Below are 17255 nucleotides of genomic sequence, written 5' to 3' on the forward strand. Positions count from 1 at the left end.
GCTGAGCCGCTTCGAGATCCTGGCGGGTGAAGTTGCGTAGCCCGAGGTCCAAGCTGTGTCTGGCCGTCGACTGCTTGAGAACATCTGCATGCCGCTCGAGCTGATTGCGGATGGCCGTGCGAATGAAATCAGTGCGGTTCGAATAGAACCCTTCCTGCACCATCAGATCGACATGGCCGAGGTCCACGTAGCCAAGGTTGATCGTGATTTTCTCGGTGTCTGGGGCTTTGGGACGCAGGTCGCGAACATTGTCATACATCGAAATTATCCATTGACCATCCCCGTGGATGGCGCCTAAGAAGCTATTTGGATGGCTGGCGAGGTTTTACAAGAGGAAGTTTTGCCATCCGACGAGACACTGGAGCCGACGATCAGCCACCACCGAGGGGTCGAAGGATCGGAAACTCGGAGCGGTTCAAGCCGATGAGGCCCCGGTATCGAGTAGCTGCGACACCGCGGCAGCCAACTGGGGCAAAGGCCCTGCCGTCGACGCCCTGCAATTTCCAGTCAGGGCGCGCCGGCGCTCGTCATGTAGACTACGGGAAAGCCAGGCGAGATTTCCCTGATCTGCTGCGCCAGCTCCCACCCAAGCCGGCCCATGCCGCGCTTTCTGGAGCCAACATCAGGTCCGTATCTATTCCCCTTGCGGTGCTGAGTCAGGCAGCGGCAGACCAGGACGATCTCGCCAGTTAGACGTTCCATTTGTCCCCGGTCTCCCTCCAGCATTGGTCGAGTGGGGTAGCGCTTGCTTCTGGTTCTCCCGCGCTCGTCGCGATTTTCTCAGGTCGACTTTCGCAAGAAATCGCCGATTTTCTCCGCAATCATGATCGTGGGAATATTGGTATTGGCCGCGGGCAGGCGCGGCATAATGGACGCATCCGCCACGTACATGTTCGCGCTGCCAATCACTCGCCCCTCAGGATTGACCACCGCCGTGCGGTCGGCGGGATCGCCCATGCGGCACGTTCCGACCGGATGCCAAACGCCGAACACGCTCTGCCGCACGAAGGCTTCGAAGGCGCGGTCGTCCGCGAGCGTCGCCTGGAAGGCGGTGCCGTTGAGCAGCACCAGCCGGATCAGGAGGTGCCGGAGGCCGGCGGGCACGTCGAGCATCGGCCCGAGGATCGAGGCGACGATGCGGTTCGCGGTGCCATACTTCCTCAGGCGCTTGATGAGCGGGGAATAGGAGGCGGGAAAGAAATCGCCGGCCCAGGGATTGAGCTGCGGATGCACCACGAGCCTTGCCAGCAGCCGGACGGCTGTCCCACACGGCCATACCGACAAGAGACCCGACCGAAAACAGCGCGGGCACGAGAGCTCCGAAGCGGCCGCCAGCCCTGTCGTTGAAACAGCCGTTCGCAAGGTAGACCACGGAGAGCAGAACGGCCGTAGTGCGAAACCTAAACACGCAGCCGTCCAGCCTCTCGCGCGGTCGCGCGAGAGACCCGAGATGAATGTCGAACGCTTACCGAAATCTTGAAGAAGGTCATACGACGCTGATCAGCCGCGTTCCGAGAAGCATCAGACGTAGCGGAGACCTGGGAAAAGGGCCCGGCGATCGCCGCCGGGCCGAGTAGAGGGAGGAAACGAGCGATAGGAAATCTCTCGCAAACGCCAAATGCGAAATTCGATCGAAGCAACCCAACGAACGACGTCCAGCAGCAGAACTATCGTACACATCAAAAAGCATTTTCTGCTAAAGTTGATGGCTTTGAGCGCCTTTTCCGGCATTTGCCGCGTCGTTAGATTTCGACAGCACCGCAAGGAATGCGTGCGTGACTTAGCAGGCCCGATACCAGGCCCTTACCGCACATCCATCTATCACTTGAAACGGTGCGCTGGAGAAATCGCGCCTATTTCCCGAGGGGCCGACCTCGACCGTCTCTATCTAACGCGCAGAGCACCTTTCTTCTGAAACTCGACAGATCGAACAGAAGCCTTGGCACTCTTTTGAGCGCAATCGCCCTGCCCTCGATTGCGAGATGTAGAACTCGTATCAATCTGGCAAGACCGAGTTCTACGAATGCGTCTCGAACATGCGGATCGTCCGCGATCGTGAGCTGGTTGTCCCTAATGACGATGGATGCCGGCAGATCGGGTTTTCTCTCCAGAACGAAGTCTCGACACGCCGCGGCAAACTCCTCCTCTTGAACGCTCAAAGGTACCTTGAAGGCGCTCCGAGAATCTCCCGCCATATTCGGGTCCCACATGAAAGAACGGCAGAGGGACACGTGATGCCGGCTCAGGTTTTCGATTTCTAATGGCTGGCGCGCTTGGTCGGCCTCTTCGCACCAGGCAACGCACTGTCGTCAGGCTCCCTCGAATTCCCTCCTTGGTAGCATTGGGTGTCATGGTATATCTTGCCGAAAACTCCGGCATTTGGAGCTAAACATGCGATGGATGAGCCAGTTATTGCGGATTTTGGCATTCTCTGCCGCTTCGCCCGAGCGCGCCTATTTCGATGAGTGAAACGCCCGGTGGGCACATTTGTCGCAATAGGATGGATCGACCGCGCCTGCCCGCCACGTTTTTGCGCCTGTCGCAATGCCTGCGCCGCTAAAAAGAGCGGCGATCACGCGTGTCCGAGCCACGTCATGCTGGGAATAAGGTAGAACGAGCGCCTTAGATTTCCGCTTCTGCATGTTACTTTTTCGTGACGCGTGTCGGCGGTTGATGAGCAAGTGTGCGACGGCCAGCTTGAAATTCGAGCTGGCCTTTCGGTCATTCTTCGCGCTTCTTCGTAAACAACGGAATGCTGGCAGGGACTGCCCTTGATAAGTCGCGGCACTTTCGGGCCATTGGAAGCCAAATTCTTCGGAGAGCGAAGTCCACGCTTGCTGCCAGTAGATTTTTCTTGATCTCTCGGTGCACACGCCGTGCATACGACGCCTTCCAACCAATTGAAAGACTTGAACTCTCGCTCCAATCCATCATGGGCGCCGTGGAAAATTTCCGATCTAAGCCATTCATTCTGTTGATATATTTTTACTCTGATCAGTCTCTTTATGCGATTGGACCGATTGAGAAATCTGCTTTGACGAGGCTTCCGCAGCTTGGCTCTTCTGGAACCCATATAGGCACGAATTGGAAGCGGAAATCGCATTTTCGATTATCAGTGCACTCGTCACGCACACTAGAACGACAATGGCCCGTCACTCGATAGCGCACATCAGGGATTCCATAGAGCTTGCAGGGCGTGCTCGCGCGAAACGGCTTAGTTGCTTCGCTTCATACTCCCGCCTCGCTGGGGCCGATGTAATTTGAAGGCCGGCTGTGACGTGGCTCACATCCCGCCAGGCAATTTACGTTTATCGGTCGTGCCGGGTGGAATGGCAGACGGAGATGCGCATGAAACGCCTCATGCCCTCGCTCATCGCAGCCTTGCTTCTCGCCGGTGCCGCCAGCAGCGTGCTCAAATCGCACGTCCTGTTCCATGCCGGCCAGAGCAGCATGCCATCCATCAAGGAACTGCAGACCGGTCAGGCGAGCAAGCTGCCGGAGTTGCAGATGCAGGACCGCTCTGTCCTGTTTGCGAGAGAGCCGGTTCAGTAGAACGCCCGGCCACTTTCAGGCTGTTCGTCTTACTCGGCCGCCGCGGTCGCAGGTTGAGGCTGTCCGTCGTTCGGACCCGTTCGCGCCATCTGCTCGTCGAGCCAGAGGCTATGGTGCTCGCGGGCCCAATTGACGTCGACTTCGCCCGAGCCCATGGCCTCGAACGCACCTTCCATTCCGATCGTACCAATATAGATGTGCGCGATCATCGCCGCGACGAACAGCACAGCGACGATGGAGTGGACGATCTGGGCCAGCTGCATGCCTTCGATCCCCGTCGTGTAGAACGGGAACATGAGGACATAGCCGCTCGCGGCGACAAAACCGCCGCCGATCACGACGATCCAGTAGATCGCCTTCTGGCCGGCGTTGAAGCGGTAGGCCGGCGGATGATCGTGCCCGACGATGCCGCCGCCTCGCTTCATCCACTCGACGTCCACCTTGTTCGGAATATTGCCACCGATCCACATCAGAAGAATCAGAACGACCCCAATGGTGAACGGGAAGCTCAGATAGTTGTGGGCGTACTTTGCCCAAAGGGACCATTCGGAGAAGGCCTCGAAGCCGATCAGCGGCAATAGCAGCGGTCGCCCGAAGGTGATGTTCAGTCCGGAGATCGCCAAAATGATGAAGCAGGTGGCGGTCATCCAATGCACGAAACGCTCATACGTGTTGAAGCGCACGATGGTGCGGCCGGATCGTCCGCTTTCGAGGCGCACCATGCCGCGCGTGAGATAGAAGATCACGAGCACCGCCAGCATGCCGATGATCGCGACTCCGCCGATCCAGCGCAGCGTGACATTGTGGAACTCGCGCCATTCCCGCCCCTGTGGCTGCTCGAGAACGCCGGACCTTTGATCAGGAATGCTGACGCGACCCTGGATCCGGTTCAGCTCCTGCAAGAGCTGCCGCTCCTTGACCGCGCTTGCGGTCGGATTGACCTGCTGAGCGCCTACCGGTGCCGGAGCTGCCACGATGAGAAGGAGTAAAGCACAAGCCCAGACAGCCGCCCGAACGAATTTTGCAAACGACACCATGAGCTCCTCCTCAATGCTCGCGCGACCTTCGTCAGGATTCGATCGTCTCGCGATAGGCCGTCTTCCACCCCCAGGCACCCGAGCCGTAACCGCGCTTCATCACGCGCTCCTTGTAAATCTGGGCAATGATCTCGCCGTCACCCGCAAGCAGCGACTTGGTCGAACACATTTCGGCACACAGCGGCAGCTTGCCCTCGGCCAACCGGTTCGCGCCGTATTTCTCGTATTCCTCTTTGCTGCCGTCGGCCTCCGGACCGCCGGCGCAATAGGTGCACTTATCCATCTTGCCGCGAGAGCCGAAATTCCCGACCTTCGGATATTGCGGAGCACCGAACGGGCAGGCGTAGAAGCAGTAGCCGCAACCGATGCACAGGTCCTTGGAATGCAGCACCACAGCATCGGCCGTGGTGTAGAAGCAATTCACCGGGCACACGGCCGCACAGGGCGCATCCGTGCAGTGCATGCAGGCCATCGAGATCGACCGCTCGCCCGGCTTGCCGTCGTTGATAGTGACGACGCGGCGCCGGTTGATGCCCCAGGGCACCTCGTGCTCGTTCTTGCAGGCGGTGACGCAGGCGTTGCACTCGATGCAGCGATCAGCGTCACAGAGAAATTTCATACGTGCCATCGTCGTTACTCCCTAAACCGCCGCGATTTGGCAGAGAGTGACCTTGGGCTCCTGCATGCCCGTCGCGGGGTCGTATCCGTAGGTAGTGATCGTGTTGGCGCTTTCGCCGAGCACGATCGGGTCGGTGCCCTTCGGGTAATTGCCGCGAAGATCCTTGCCCGCGAGCCAGCCGCCGAAGTGGAATGGCATCCAGGCGACGCCCTTGCCGACGCGCTCGGTAACGAGCGCCTTCATCTTCGCCCGGGAATTGTTCTCTGCACCCGTGACCCACACCCAGCCACCGTCCTTGACACCGCGCTCGGCGGCATCGGCAGGGTTGATCTCAATGAACATGTCTTGCTGCAATTCGGCAAGCCACGGGTTCGTGCGCGTCTCCTCGCCGCCGCCCTCATATTCGACCAGACGGCCGGACGACAGGATGAGCGGGAACTGTTTTGCAATTCCCTTCTCCACCGCTGCCTTCTGCACGGAAAAACCGATATTCGGCATTCGGAACTGCTTGGCATCGGGCAGCGTCGGATATTTAGCGACGAGGTCGACGCGCGGCGTGTAGATCGGCTCGCGGTGAACAGGGATAGGATCGGGCAAGCCGAAGGCATTCATGCGCGCCTTGCCGTTGCCATAGGGAACGCAGCCATGCGCCAGCGCCACGCGCTGGATGCCTCCCGACAGGTCGAGCGCCCACGACACCGTGTCCGGATTGGCCGGATTGATCTTGTTGATCACGGCCATTTCCGCTTCGGTGAGCTCGGAGTCCCAGCCGAGCTTCTTCAAGCTCGCCAGCGTGAACTCCGGATAGCCGTCCTGAATTCCCGACCCCAACGAGTACGAGCCGTCCGCGAGCAAGCTCACCTTCCGCGTCGTGCCGTCCGGCAGCTTCTCCTCGCGCTCGACGCCGAACCGTGGCCGGAACGTGCCACCGCCGTCCATCACATTCAAATTGGTGTTGTAGAGCAGCGGCGTGCCGGGATGCTTGACCTCAGGCGATCCCCAGCACGGCCAGGGCAGGCCATAATAATCGCCGCCGACCTCGGGATCGTCCTTCGGTGCCCGCATGCTCAGCATATCGAACTTGGCCTGGTTCTTCATGTGCGCCTTGAGGCGCTCGGGCGATTGCCCGCAATAGCCAGTCGACCAGCTGCCGCGGTTCATCTCGCGCAGCACATCCTCGGCTTCAGGAAGATTGTTTTCGACCTTGATCTTCTTGAACATCTGGTCAGCGAAGCCGAGCTTCTTCGCCATCAGATAGATGACCTCGAGATCATCCTTCGATTCAAAGATCGGCTTCACGATCTGCTCGCCCCATTGCAGCGAGCGGTTGGAGGCGACGCGCGACCCCTTGCATTCGAATTGCGTAGCGACCGGCAGAATGTAGACGCCATCCTTGCGGCCGGCCTCGACGGAGAGCGAGGCCCAGGTCGTCGGATGCGGGTCGGCAATGACGAGCAGCTCGAGAGCCTTCAGACCATTCAGGGACTCAGGAATGCGGGTGATGCTGTTGGAGGCGTGTCCCTGCACGAACACCGCCTTCACATTGTCTTTCTGAGCGACCTGATCCTTGGGCAATGTCACTGCCTCGAACCAGCGGGTCAGCGGAATGCCCGGGGTTTCCATGATCTGCTTGGAGTCGAAGCGGGACTTCAGGAAGTCATAGTCGACCTCCCAAACCCGCGACCAATGCTTCCAGGCGCCTTCGGCGAGCCCGTAATAGAACGGCAGCGTGACGATATCGAGCCCGACATCGGTCGCGCCCTGCACGTTGTCATGGCCACGGAAGATGTTGGCGCCCGCGCCGGCTTTCCCGACATTGCCGGTCATCAGGAGGGCAATGCAACTCGCGCGGACGTTGGCGGTGCCGACGGTCTTCTGGGTCTGGCCCATGGCCCAGATGAGGGTTGCCGGCTTCTCGGTGGCGAACATCTTGGCGACGCGCTTGAGCTGCTCGCCGGGAATGCCGGTGACGCGCTCGACTTCTTCCGGAGGCCACTTCTCAACTTCTTTCTTGATGTCGTCGAAACCGTAAACGCGCTGCTGGATGAATTCCTTGTCCTCCCAGCCATTCTGGAGAATGTGCCACATCATGCCGTAGAGCACCGGAATGTCGGTGCCCGGGCGCATCCGCACATATTCCGTCGCGTGGGCCGCCGTACGCGTCAGGCGCGGATCGATGACGATAAAGTTGGCCTTTTGCAGCTCCTTGCCCTCGAGCAGATGTTGCAGCGACACGGGATGCGCTTCGGCCGGATTGCCGCCCAAGATGACCTGTGTCTTTGCGTTGCGAATATCATTGTAGCTGTTGGTCATCGCGCCGTAGCCCCAGGTATTGGCGACGCCGGTCACGGTAGTCGAATGGCAGATGCGAGCCTGATGATCGGTATTGTTGGTCCCCCAGAACGCACCGAGCTTGCGGAACAGATAGGCGCCTTCGTTGGTCATCTTGGCCGAGCCGAGCCAATAGACGGAATCGGGGCCCGACTTCTCGCGTACAGCTTGAAGTTTGTCACCGATCTCATTGATCGCGGTATCCCAGGAGACGCGGGTCCACTGACCATTTACCAGCTTCATCGGATAGCGCAGCCGCCGCTCGCTGTGTACGAGTTCACGTACCGAGGCGCCCTTGGCACAATGCGAGCCGCGATTGATCGGCGAATCCCAGCTCGGCTCCTGGCCGATCCATACGCCGTTCAAGACCTCGGCCGTCACCGTGCAGCCAACGGAGCAATGCGTGCAGATGTTCTTGCGGATGGTCGCGCCTGCGGTGAGCGGACCAGCCATTGCGGCTTCCGCTTTGCGCACGCTGCCGACCGGCAGGGCGCCGAGCGCGGCAAGCGCACCGCCGGCAAGCCCGGATTTGCGCAAGAAGCTGCGGCGGTCGAGACCGCCGGCCTGGCCCGCAAGGGACTCGACAACGGAGCCGTGGCCCGGGGAATGCTGGTGTGTTCGCTTGATCAGCACGGTCAGCCTCCCTTGGCCGGATAACGATTGACGCGGTAGAACGCCTTGACGTGGTCGGACTCCTGGTAGCGCGCCTTGCGCTTCTCATCGTTGGTCTCACCGTCGGCCTGCGCCGACCCGACCAACGGTGTCGCGAGTGTCGCACCGACACCGACCGTGCCGATGCTGACCTTGCGCAGGAAGTCGCGGCGTCCCACTGTGGTCTTCTTGTCTTCACTCATCGCATCTCTCCTGGACCTGCGCGTGCCGGTCAGTTGGCGAATGTGAATGCTTCCGTCTCGATCTCGATAAAGGTGCGACCGAGCGCGCCGACGGCCCGATAGAAGCGGGCGTTCCCGGCGCCCTCCATGTCTGCGAATAGTCGCCCCAGCCACGGCGACACATGTTTCTCGAAGAAGGCGCGCTGTGCCTCTGGCGAGGCACCGAAGTGTCCGCCGGCAAGGCCGGACATGATCTCGCAAATGATGGCGGCGTGGTCCTCGGGTTCGGAATTGTTGGCAACACGCTCGACGCCGAGCGTCGTCAGGTCCCCACGCAGGCGCGATAGCGGCCGTTCGTTGAGAAAGCCGGTGAGATAGTAGGAGGCGTAAGGCAGCAATTCGCCGCGACCGAGCCCCACGAACAAATCGAAATATTCGCGCTCGACCTTAGCCGCGACTGCGCTTGAGGCGACGTCGGCGAGCGCCGCATGCGCGCGGCCGAGCGGCGTGGCGTCACCACTCAATGCCGAGAGCTGCTCGAGCAGTCGTTTCGACGGCGGCGCGGACAGCAAGGTTGCTAGCAACGCGTATTCTTGCGCGCGCGCAGCATCGACGGGATCGATGAGCCCCGCTGGGACGGCTTTTTCGCTGTAGAGATCGGGCCGCAAATCGTTGCGTGGAATACCGGTGGCCGTTTCAACTGCAACCACCCGTTGTGCTGGCACCCGGGTCCAGTTCGAGACCGAAGGCTGGCTGATGCCGATTTTGCGCGCAAGCTGAGCAATGCCGCCTGCGGCATCGATTGCGCGATCAAGCCCGTCATCCCGCACGTGGACCTCCCATCCGAGTCCCGTCTGCTTGATTACTGCTTTTGTAACAGTGTTCTAACGAAATCGTAGTCCCGGTTCCACGGATGGTCAATCATCCGTCCATATGAACCTATAGCCTTTAGTCGTGCTGCTCGCGCGGCAGTGCGCCACCGTGAATACGGTGCCTGAGGGGCTCAGCGAAATCCGCAGATCTCTCCGCCACTGACGGTTGCACCGCAACAGAGATTGCCGGACGTTCCGTGGCGCCTGCTGTCCGCACAATATCCGGCGCGCCCGCCGCATCGGCTTGATGCAATTCCGCCGAAGAATCCGCTGTTTCAATCGACGCCTCGGGGAGAGACTGCACCGCCTCACGCACGCCGCCCACGATGCGCTCGACGAGCGCCGCCAGCTGTTCCGACGAGCAATCCAGCGGGCCAAAACCCGGCATCGCGGTCGGGTCGTTGAAGTCCCATGCGTTCTCCGCAAGCCCGACAAAGTCGCGAATGGCGGGGTCGGTTGCCCACGCGCGGCGAAGAGCCGCACGGCTCAACTCCTGTGGAATACCCTTGCGCAGGAAGGCGGTGATGTCGGTCGCAGCGTTGATCTCGTCGATCGACGGCAGGGTCGAGAGATCGAACTCGCTCTCATCCTGCTTTGCCGCAGGCGGGGGCGTGGGCTGCGCCCGGGCAGGCTCCGCCGGCTCCGCTTGCGCCTCGCGCTTACGGCGGGACCAGCGTGCAAGGAACTCCTCCTCAGTCATTCCTGTCCGCCTTCATGTTCGCGCCGCGCCAGCGCCTCCGGATCAGCGCGGCGCCGCTTGCGCTTGACGAACTCCCGCTCGACATGGTGCTCGACCACGAACCTTTCAATTACTTCGCGCAGCACCTCCGGCATCGGCACGGCCTCGACCAGATTATCGGCGGCTTCGGTAAAGCCCTCGCCCTCCGCGGGGTCAGCGGTAACCGCAGTCACGGCATAGGGCCAGGCGCCTTCCGAGGGCGACAGCACAGTCCAGATGCTCGGATTGCCGGAGGCGAGATTATCGCGATAGCGCGCCGTCTCGGACGGATAGAGATCCACGGTCGCGCTTCCGGCATAGAACAGGGCTGTGCCATCCTGCTCGCGAAGCACGGTCCAGGGTTGTGTCGCCGGCTCGTCCGGCAGGACAGCAATTCCGCGCCAGACGAAGTCAACCCAGGGCGAGGCAGCCTTGCGCCGCTCGACGACGACGCCGACGGAGATGGATGCGAGTGGCGATGCCGCGGGGCTCATGTGAACATCTCCAGGCGCTTCACGGGAAGGCCGGTCAGCAGATTTTGTGGCTTCATCCGGAGCTTCTGATCCGCCGTCATGGACAGGATCAGGTAGACGGGCTCGTCCCGGACGTCGTCGTGCGCGCGGCTCGAATCCGCAAAAATCAGCCGGAACAGTGCAAGCACCCGGTCGGCGTCGCGCTCGTCGACGTCTTCGCCTTGCCACAGACGGTCGCCAAGCCTGGTGGCCTCGGTATCGAGCCCGACATACCAGGTGAGCTTTGCGTCCTGCAGCGCGCGCAGCGGCTCGATCGTGACCTCGATGCCGAGCAGATGAGAGACCCAGCGCATCATCGCCTGCGCCAGCGCAGTTGGTCCGCGTCCGCCGGCCGTGAGATCAAGGGCCATGTCGAATTGGTCGCTGCGCTGCCAATAGGCGTCGACATTCTCTTCGCTCAATATATCGAGCATCGCCTCGTTGGTGGCGCCCAGCATCGACATCAGGGAGAGCACCGGGGTCGGGCTCCGGCCGCCGACGATCTCCTCGTCGCCGAGCAGCAGGGCTTGCTCATGCGGCAGGATCCGCTGAACCCGGAAGAATAGCTCGGCCGCGCGGAGCACAAAGGGGTCGTCGCAGCCATCGAGCGCGTTGCGCAGGATGACATGTACCAGCTGATTGACGAACAGCGGCGGCAGGTCGTTCGCGCCTGATCGCAGCGATGCAAGATAGGCCGCTTCGAGCGTCGGATGCCGCAACAGGAGATCGCGAAACGCCAGCACGAACCGCCAGTTCTCCCGGGCGTCGGCGTCGGAAATTCCGGCAATTTCGTCGGCGCCGACCCCCTGACGCGGATCGGCGAGCAGCTCGCGGTGCAACCGGCGTTCGACCGGACACGCATCGTCGGGCGGCATCAGCTCGGGACGGGCAAAATAGGCTTTGAGGAATTCGTCGGTGACGCACAGCCCACCGCCCTCGTCGCGATCGAGCAGATGATGGCCGCAGGCGATCCAGAAATCGTTCATCTGACGGTCGGCTCCCGGCCCAGATCCGCAAGCCTGACGTCGCCGTCAGGCTGGACGTTGTCCTCCACTTCCATGAACGAGAACGCCTTGCTGTGCCCCTGCCCTACGCGGAGCTTCAGTCGGCGGAAGGACTCGCGGACTTCGCCGTAAATTGAAGTCCGGTGCACCGCAATAAGGGAGCTGATCGGATGACTGCACAGCGATTGCGAGAACGCCACCTCTTCTTCCGCGGCCGTCATTGCTGTGGCCATGTCCGGCGCACCGAAACGATCGATGAGTTGCCTTGCAAGGAGATCGATCAGGCTGCGGTAATCGTCCTCGGTCGCCGGAACGATCTGCGCCAGCGTCGACCAGCCCCAGGATTGCACCCCGAGGAACCCGCCGCGAAACGCCGCGCGCGCCTTGCCCTCGAGCTTCGCACCGTCGCAATCCCAGAAGCGGAAAGCACCGGAGACGGCCCATTCACCCGGCTCCGCCGCCACATCGAACACGAAGGTGTCGGAGGGATCGAGCGCGATGGTACGCAGGAGCTTCACAGCCGCGGCCCTCCGAGCGCCGGATCGAGCCACGAAGGCGTCGCCAGCGCCCGCACGAGGTCGCCACGTTCAATCTCGCCCGCCCCAACCCGGCGCGTGAGAAGATGGCCGCGATCGTCGATGCGCAGAACGGTCTGCCGTTCGCGGGGCATGCGGGAAAGATATTCTCGCGCCACGCCCTCAAAACCGCCCGCCTGCCAATCATCGAATGCCAGCATCAGGTGCCGAGCAAAGCTCTCCGTGATCTGCACCGCACCAGCCTCGCCAAAGCCTTCCTGTTCGAGCGCCGAAGCGAGCGGGTGAACACCCCGCTCGTCCTCGTTCATGGCAACCGTCCGGATCATCGCGCCGAAAACCATCCATGGTGGCGACGCGTCCTCGTCAGCCTCAGGAGGCCATCCCATCCGCCCACCGCCCACCAGCCCCCCATCGATCCTGACGGCGTCGGGCCAAACGATCGTGATCGGCTTGCTCGGCGGTGCGTAGGCACGCAAGGCATCGGTGAGGGCGACCATGCCGGCGTAGAACGCGCGCCGCGCCGTACGTAAGGGCTCGGCTGGCTCCAGCACCACGGCGAACTCCGCCAGATCAAAGCGGCCGACATAGACGAGCGTTCCGGCGCCGCTCTCCGGTGCAATGCGGCATGCGTGGGCAAAAGCGTCGCCACTCTCGCGCAGCCGCACCAATGTGAACGGCGGCGGCAGGTGGATCGGTTCCACCAGGGAAACGTGGCTGACTGGGATCGACGGCAGGCCGTCCTCCGCTTTCCTTTTCTTCCCGATGGATAAGTTCTATACGAGGCGAAGGGCCGGCGCGAGTCCGTCGTCGGTGCCGGATTGGCGGAGGGGTTAACCTGGAGCAGCCATCCAAGACCGTCCTGATCTGCTCGTGCGAAGACACGATGCGTCTCGACGCGGCCGCGATTCAGCGCGGATGTCCCAACTGCGAAATCAAAAGCTTTCATCATCTCTGCGGCGCCGAGCTCGATCACTTCCGCAGCGCAGCGGCCGCTGGCGGCGCATTGACGGTCGCCTGCACGCAGCAGGCCGCGCAGTTCACTGAGGAGGCCGGCGAGCGGCCTGATGCGATCAGCTTCGTCAACATCCGCGAAACGGCCGGCTGGTCGCGAGATGGCGCGCGCGCCGGCGCGAAAATGGCTGCCCTGCTCGCTTCCGCCTCCATCCCAGCGCCGGACTATCCGCTCGTCACTTTGTCGAGCGAGGGCGTGGTCCTGACCTACGGGCGCGATGAGGCCGCGATTGAAGCCGGCCGCCTGCTTGCCGATCACCTCGACGTGACGGTGATGCTGAAGCAGCTCGACGAGATCGTGCCGCCCGCTGCAACGGTCTTCCCGATCGTGAAGGGCACGATCCGCTCCGCAAAGGGACATTTCGGAGCGTTCGAGCTTGCGATCGACGATTACGCGCGCCCCCGCCCTTCTTCGCGCGATCGCTTCGTGCTGGACGCACCGCGAAGTGGGGTGACCTCGCGCTGCGATATCGTGCTCGACATTTCCGGTGGGATGCCATTGTTTCCTGCCCACGCGTTACGCGACGGCTATCTGCGCGCCGATCCGAGCGATCCCGCCGCCGTGCTTCGCGCCGTGCTGACCGCGCGAGACCTCGTCGGCAGCTTCGACAAGCCGAAATATGTCGACGTCACGCCCGCTCTTTGCGCCCATTCGCGTTCGAAGCGCACGGGGTGCCGGCGGTGCCTCGATCTCTGCCCCACTGGAGCGATCACGCCCGTCGGCGATCATGTCGCAATTGACCCGAACATCTGCGCGGGCTGCGGCCAATGCGCCGCCGCCTGCCCGACCGGCGCGGCATCTTATACGCTCCCGCCCGCTGATACGCAGCTTCAAAGAATTCGTGCCATGCTGCTGGCTTACCACAAGGCCGGTGGCACGAATGCGGTGCTACTCTTTCATGACAGCCCGCACGGCACGCCATTGATCGATGCCCTGGCGCGGCATGGCGATGGCCTGCCGGCAAACGTGCTCCCCTTTGCCATCAACGAACTCACGCAACTCGGGCTGGAGGCGATCGTCGGTGCCTTTGCCTATGGCGTATCGGCCATACGATTCCTGCTCCGCGCAAGACCACGCCACGATCTCACCGGACTGTCACAGACGATCGGCATGGCTGAAGCGATCCTTGGCGGCCTCGGCTTTGAGGGCCACCGCCTCGCCACCATCGAAACGGATGATCCCGACGCGCTCGGCGGGCATTTGGCTGCTATCGGCACACTGGCGGCCGTCGCGACGCCCGCGACCTTCAAAACCGTCGGCAAGCGGCGCGACCTTTTGCGGTTCGCCCTGAGCGAGTTGCATCGCGTGGCGCCGACGCCGGTCGACGTGATCGCCCTGCCCAAGGGTGCGCCGATCGGCGCAATCAGCGTCGATACCAGCGGCTGTACCCTATGCCTGTCTTGCGTCTCGGCCTGCCCGACCGGCGCGCTTCGCGACGATCCTGAGCGGCCAGTGCTGAAGTTCGTCGAGGACGCCTGCGTGCAATGCGGCCTGTGCCAGAGCACCTGTCCGGAGAAAGTCATCAGCCTCAAGCCGCAGATCGATTTCCGCGCGGCACGCGCCTCCGCCGTGATTATCAAGGAAGAGGAGCCCGCACTCTGCGTCCGCTGCGGTACCGCCTTCGGCGTCAAGAGCACGATCGACCGCATCGCAGCCAAGCTCGAGGGCCGGCACTGGATGTATCCGGCCGGCGACAAGCGGGTCGCAGCACTTAGGATGTGCGCAGACTGCCGCGTCATCGTCATGAGCGAACAGCAATTCGACCCGTTCAAGGGCGTTCCGGAACGAACGCCGCCGCGAACGACGGATGACTATCTACGCCAGCGCGATGGTAAGGATTAGACGAGCGAACATCTTCGCAGGGTCGGAAGGGGCAATCATTGCGACGTTGCGCGGCCCAAGAAGTCCGTCAACGCACGGCGGTCCTCGGCCGCGCCGATGCGCTGCTCCGGCATTTTGGTGCCGGGGGTGTAGGCATTCGGTCCAACCTCGAACAGTCGTGCGACCGTCTCCGGCGTCCAGACGATGTCCATGCTCTTCAGCGCGTCGGAGAAGCGATAGCCCGGCAGCGAAGCGATCTTGCGACCGTATAGTCGGGCAAGCGTCGGCCCCGCACGCTGAACATCCTTGTCCGACAGGGTGTGACAGGCCACACACGCCCGAAATACATCGGCGCCCCGATCGCCCGCATAGGCGGCGAGAGGATCGGCCGGCGTTCCCAAGAGGTTCGAACCAATGGGATCGCCGGTGCGGGCATTCCAGCGCCTGATCTTGCCGTCCGCGCCACCCGTCATCAGTGTTTCTCGATCCGGAAGGAAGGCGACCGACCATACCGGCAAGCCGGACACGACCAGCGTTCGTAGCAGGCTGCGCGACTTGCGATCTATGATCGCCACCGTGCCGCCGATGCCGGCCGCAGCAATCAACGTGCCGTCTTCCGATATCGTCAAGGCCGCCACCGCCGTGGGACCGGCCGCGACCTCGCCGCTCGGCTTGCCGTCTGTGGTCAGTATCCGCAGCGTGCCGTCGACCGCGCCCGTGACGATTTCACCATCCGGCGCCGCAGCAACGACGTTGAGCGGCGCCGGCAACGTCAAGACTTCAGGTTGGCCGTCCGGCAAATGCCAGATGCGCAAGGTGAGATCATAGCCGACGCTGAGAAGCGACTTGCCGTCCGGCGTGAAAGCGACACCGTTGACGTTCTGTGAATGACCTTCGAGCACGCGCGACGCGCCGTCCGACAGCGACCAGAGCCGCACCGTCCGATCCCATGAAGCCGATGCGAGAAGCGCCCCATCAGGGGACGCCGCAAGCGCCACGATTGGACCTCGATGTCCCTCAAACACCCGATCCGGCTGCTGCCGGCCAGGCATCCACACTGCAATTCGCGCATCGGCACCCGCTGTGATCATGCGGCCGTCCTTCAGAAAGGCGACGGCATTGACGGCGTCAGCATGATACCGCAGCACTTGCTGTGCCGTTTCGGTCTTCAGGGACCAGCGGATGGCTGCTGTGTCGAAGCTGCCGGACAAGAGGGCCTCGCCATCGGGGGAAATGGCAAGCGCCCGTACGGGGCCGCCATGTCCCACCATGTCGGCGTGCGCGGATGATAGCGCGAAGATGGCCCACAGGGCTGCGGCGCCGCCCGTGCAGAAAGGTAACCTCATCATCCGTCACCGGCTCTGGTCACGTTCACGGCCTCAAGATTGCCAGAAGCCCACGGAGATGAAAATCCGAACCCATTTACTTGGCTGGTGCCGTCGTCCTCTTGGACGATCCTTCAGGCGCGGCCTGCATTCCAGGCGGACTCTGACCTTGGGGACTTTCGGCGGGCGCACCACCCGAACCCGTATTGATTGGACCCGTCCAGCCTTGCGGTTGTGGTTGGCCCTTCTCCTCGGGCCGGGTTGGCGCCGCAGACGAATTGGTTTGTGGGGGTTCGGCGGAGGCGCGCTCGAACAGGCAGAGTGCTGCAAAGCACAAAATCGTCATCAGAAATTTCACGTTGGATCCTCCGAATGCCCGTACTAAACGGGGCGACACTGCATTCCGTTCCGGCGTGTGCGTCGCAACGGGCTGGCTTTGCGCATCCCGCTTGAATGCCGGTGATCCGGAGACTAATCTCCGACTGGCCACGTCAAGGATGACGGCATGCAGGGGCGAACGCGGCCATTTCTGCAGATGCTGGCGCGACTGCGCGCTTTGCGCGCGTTTGATGGATCGCAAGATCCCGATTCCCGAGACGCCTCGCCATTCCTGATCCTCGTTGCCGTCGTGCTTGCGCTTCTTCTTGCAATATTGGAAATCGACAGGAATGGCGCCGCACTTCAGTCCCTCGGCTTGATGGGTGATGCACTTTCCGTCGATGCGATGTTCAAGAGCCCGTAGGCGGCTTCTGCCTTGATACGATCAACGAGTTTGCTCGCGCCAAGCGGTGTCGTATAACAGCTTGACGTTTCGATCGAGGGAGGCTGCGGATGAAGGCTTTTCTTCTTGGCTGCGTCGCTGCAACGTTGATCGCGATTGTGGGGATGGTGATCTTGAATCGAATCCAGGAGCCAGTCGCGCAAGCGTTTGCCACAACCGGGGTACGTCTCTGAGACACCCATCTCAGGACCATGTTCAACATTCTTGGCGGCATGATCCCCGAGATCGGCAATCAAGCATGGCATGGGGCCAAGCAGCCTCCCATTCTCGAGGCCTTACGGCGTTCTGGTCGACGCTGCCCG

The 17255-nt window shown here is 62.1% G+C and carries 16 protein-coding genes and 1 pseudogene; 3 read left to right on the forward strand and 14 right to left on the reverse strand.

Features of this window, described 5'->3' with window-relative positions; genetic code table 11:
• From IVA91_RS02490 to IVA91_RS02500, 3 genes and pseudogenes are all read right to left on the reverse strand, one after another.
• Positions 1–259 (reverse strand): annotated as a pseudogene (locus tag IVA91_RS02490) (CopG family transcriptional regulator); the annotation flags it as partial.
• Positions 260–507: 248 nt separating this feature from the next.
• Positions 508–702: a hypothetical protein gene (locus IVA91_RS02495; RefSeq protein WP_247415326.1), complete on the reverse strand. Its 195-nt coding sequence runs from the start codon at positions 700–702 to the stop codon at positions 508–510.
• Positions 703–780: 78 nt separating this feature from the next.
• Positions 781–1236, reverse strand: coding sequence for a GMC oxidoreductase (locus IVA91_RS02500; protein ID WP_247278115.1), 456 nt, complete (start codon positions 1234–1236; stop codon positions 781–783).
• Between the two features lie 2106 nt (positions 1237–3342).
• Between IVA91_RS02500 and IVA91_RS02505 the strand changes: the two genes are divergently transcribed.
• The gene (locus tag IVA91_RS02505; RefSeq protein WP_247278116.1) at positions 3343–3552 is read left to right on the forward strand and encodes a hypothetical protein; all 210 of its coding nucleotides are present in this window, start codon (positions 3343–3345) and stop codon (positions 3550–3552) included.
• A 29-nt stretch (positions 3553–3581) separates the two neighbouring features.
• Here IVA91_RS02505 and IVA91_RS02510 read toward each other — a convergent pair whose 3' ends face one another.
• The 10 genes from IVA91_RS02510 to IVA91_RS02555 all read right to left on the reverse strand — a co-directional run bounded on the left by IVA91_RS02510 (position 3582) and on the right by IVA91_RS02555 (position 12715).
• Positions 3582–4589: a formate dehydrogenase subunit gamma gene (locus IVA91_RS02510; protein WP_247278117.1), complete on the reverse strand. Its 1008-nt coding sequence runs from the start codon at positions 4587–4589 to the stop codon at positions 3582–3584.
• Between the two features lie 31 nt (positions 4590–4620).
• On the reverse strand, positions 4621–5217 hold the full coding sequence (gene fdh3B / locus IVA91_RS02515; protein WP_027571966.1) for a formate dehydrogenase FDH3 subunit beta: 597 nt from the start codon (positions 5215–5217) through the stop codon (positions 4621–4623).
• Positions 5218–5229: 12 nt separating this feature from the next.
• The gene (locus IVA91_RS02520; RefSeq protein ID WP_247278118.1) at positions 5230–8172 is read right to left on the reverse strand and encodes a formate dehydrogenase subunit alpha; all 2943 of its coding nucleotides are present in this window, start codon (positions 8170–8172) and stop codon (positions 5230–5232) included.
• Positions 8173–8174: 2 nt separating this feature from the next.
• Positions 8175–8393, reverse strand: coding sequence for a twin-arginine translocation signal domain-containing protein (locus IVA91_RS02525; protein ID WP_247278119.1), 219 nt, complete (start codon positions 8391–8393; stop codon positions 8175–8177).
• Between the two features lie 29 nt (positions 8394–8422).
• Positions 8423–9202, reverse strand: coding sequence for a molecular chaperone TorD family protein (locus IVA91_RS02530; protein ID WP_247278120.1), 780 nt, complete (start codon positions 9200–9202; stop codon positions 8423–8425).
• 118 nt (positions 9203–9320) lie between these two features.
• Positions 9321–9944: a DUF3306 domain-containing protein gene (locus IVA91_RS02535; protein WP_247278121.1), complete on the reverse strand. Its 624-nt coding sequence runs from the start codon at positions 9942–9944 to the stop codon at positions 9321–9323.
• Entirely contained in the window at positions 9941–10456 is a 516-nt protein-coding gene (locus IVA91_RS02540) for a DUF3305 domain-containing protein (protein WP_247278122.1), read from the reverse strand. The genes IVA91_RS02535 and IVA91_RS02540 overlap by 4 nt, the downstream gene beginning before the upstream one ends.
• The gene (locus IVA91_RS02545) at positions 10453–11460 is read right to left on the reverse strand and encodes a DUF6352 family protein (protein ID WP_247458324.1); all 1008 of its coding nucleotides are present in this window, start codon (positions 11458–11460) and stop codon (positions 10453–10455) included. Before IVA91_RS02545 ends, IVA91_RS02540 begins: the two co-directional genes overlap by 4 nt.
• Positions 11457–11996 carry a DUF6505 family protein gene (locus IVA91_RS02550; RefSeq protein ID WP_247458325.1) on the reverse strand — a complete coding sequence of 180 codons (540 nt, stop codon included), beginning with the start codon at positions 11994–11996 and terminating at the stop codon, positions 11457–11459. Before IVA91_RS02550 ends, IVA91_RS02545 begins: the two co-directional genes overlap by 4 nt.
• Positions 11993–12715, reverse strand: a complete 723-nt coding sequence (locus IVA91_RS02555) for a biotin/lipoate--protein ligase family protein (protein ID WP_247278125.1) — start codon at positions 12713–12715, stop codon at positions 11993–11995. Before IVA91_RS02555 ends, IVA91_RS02550 begins: the two co-directional genes overlap by 4 nt.
• Positions 12716–12897: 182 nt before the next feature.
• On the opposite strand from IVA91_RS02555, the gene IVA91_RS02560 reads away from it, so the two are divergent.
• Positions 12898–14868, forward strand: a complete 1971-nt coding sequence (locus tag IVA91_RS02560; protein WP_247278126.1) for a 4Fe-4S binding protein — start codon at positions 12898–12900, stop codon at positions 14866–14868.
• A gap of 35 nt (positions 14869–14903) precedes the next feature.
• On the opposite strand, the gene IVA91_RS02565 is transcribed toward IVA91_RS02560, so the two are convergent.
• Complete coding sequence (locus IVA91_RS02565) at positions 14904–16118, reverse strand: c-type cytochrome (protein ID WP_247278269.1); 1215 nt, start codon at positions 16116–16118, stop codon at positions 14904–14906.
• Between the two features lie 589 nt (positions 16119–16707).
• Between IVA91_RS02565 and IVA91_RS02570 the strand changes: the two genes are divergently transcribed.
• Positions 16708–16914 (forward strand): hypothetical protein, encoded by a 207-nt coding sequence (locus tag IVA91_RS02570; protein ID WP_247278127.1) that lies wholly within the window; start codon positions 16708–16710, stop codon positions 16912–16914.
• Positions 16915–17255 lie beyond the last annotated feature (341 nt).

Origin of the sequence: Bradyrhizobium sp. 153, from assembly GCF_023073835.1 — a bacterium.
Classification (GTDB): Bacteria; Pseudomonadota; Alphaproteobacteria; order Rhizobiales; family Xanthobacteraceae; genus Bradyrhizobium.